Source organism: uncultured Planktosalinus sp., from assembly GCF_963973675.1.
GTDB lineage: Bacteria > Bacteroidota > Bacteroidia > Flavobacteriales > Flavobacteriaceae > Planktosalinus.
On sequence record NZ_CAXBAN010000441.1, the window covers coordinates 1 to 1,895 of the forward strand.

The following is a 1,895-nucleotide window of genomic DNA, read 5'->3' on the forward strand; positions in this document are numbered from 1 at the left end:
AAAAGCACTGGCGTCTCCTATTACAGCATAATTTTTTCCATATTTAGTATCAGTATAGTAAGAATAATCACCATGTGCCATAGCCGGTGCTTCTTTTTTTGCCTTGGATAAAATTTTATCAACTAACTTTGATTCATTAAGCTCACTTAAATATATTTTATCAAGAACTTTTTTCTCACCTGCAAATCTTTTCCTTTGAGATAAAAAATATGAATTTGACATAACAACTCCAACACTTAGTCTTGTTTTGCTTAATGGTATTGCCCAAATCCATCCCATTTTTTCTCCCCCAAGATGTATGATTTCAATACATCCCTCCCCCAGCTCTTTATCATAAGTGGGGTTTTGCCAATGAGAATTGATAGCAACCCGCTCAAGACCATCATAATTCTTTTTGTCATTAAACGTATTTGCCAAAAAAGTAGATTGACCGCTGGCATCTATTATGAACTTTGTAAAAAAGTCTTCCTCTACCCCATCCTTATTGCGTGTCGAGACTTTTACAATATCATCATTGTGGTTAAACTCAACATGCTTAACAGTGGTCTCTTCAATAACTTCCACCCCCAATTCTTTCGTCCTGTCCAGTAACATATTATCAAAATGTGCCCTGTCAACGTGAAAAGATAAAGAACTAGGGTCTTTGATTGCATGGTCAAAATACCAAACCGTGTTTGTTGAACCATCAGAATTTGTAAATTTTACACCCGGTTTTCTGTGATATTTTTTTTCCATGGTGTCTAAAACACCCAACTCTTTAAATAAATGATAGTTAAAAGGTAACAGGGACTCTCCCACGTGTGGTCTTGGAAATTTTTCTTTCTCAAAAAGCAGGACTTTATGCCCTTTCATGGCAAGCAACGATGCCACAGTAGAACCAGAAGGGCCTCCGCCAATTACAATAAACTTATCATTAGTCATAGTTGAAATTTAATGATTTACAAATCTAATTTAAATTTTTAAATATCTTGAAATTATATTTCGCTGAATTTCTGATGTCCCTGAATAAATAGTTGAACTTAAGGAATCCTTAATATAATTTTCTATAAAGCTTCCTGATAAATAAGCGCTTCCGCCCATTATTGAAAAGGCGTCATAACACATAGTCCGATATGCCTCGCTAATATACAATTTTGCTATGGAAGCTGTAATTCCAGTTTCTTTGTTAGAATCCAGACTGGATGCAGCTTTGTAAAGTATTAATCTTGATGTTTCAATTTTAATTTTCATATCTGCAATCTTGTGTGAAATACTTTGATATTTACTTATCGGATTTCCGCCTACATTTCTATTCTTAACAAAATCTATTAAAAAATCGAGAATTTTTTTCATTCTGCCTAAATGAACAGCTCCCAGACAAGCCCTTTCCCACTCCATACTGGATTGGAATATAGGGCCTCCGGCTCCTAATTTACCTAGTAAATCTTTTTCGCTAACTTTTACATTTTCAAAACTTTGATTTCCCATTTGAACGCTTTTCAAACCTATTTTATTAAGAGCTAAATTTGAATTTACACCGCTTAAACTATGATCGATTATAAAGGCAGAAATTCCCCCAAAGTACCTTTTTTCAGGATTTGTAGCAACGTAAACCAATGACCAGCCAGCCAGTGGTGCATTTGTTATTAATGTTTTTTGAGCCTGAATAATAAAATCATCTCCCACCTGTTCAGCGGTAGATTTCATTCCATAAATATCAGAACCTATTTCTTGCTCGGTAATACTGTTTGCAATTATGTATGAACCATCACAAAGTTTTGGTAAAAAATTATTTCTTTGACTGTCACTTCCATTTTTCCAGATTGGAATCAAACAAGATAGCATTTGAGCTGCGATTGCAAAAGGTAAACCGCCGTCTTCACATTGATAGCTTAATTCTTCTAACGCAATTGTTG

General features: G+C 34.6%; 2 protein-coding genes. Both read right to left on the reverse strand.

From position 1 onward, the window contains the following. Positions 1-921 (reverse strand): NAD(P)/FAD-dependent oxidoreductase (locus AACY61_RS13115; protein ID WP_339612031.1); only part of this gene is annotated, 921 nt, incomplete at its 3' end. Positions 922-951: 30 nt separating this feature from the next. Continuing rightward, positions 952-1,895, reverse strand: a 944-nt coding sequence (locus AACY61_RS13120) for an acyl-CoA dehydrogenase (RefSeq protein WP_339612032.1), incomplete at its 5' end; no start/stop codon positions are given.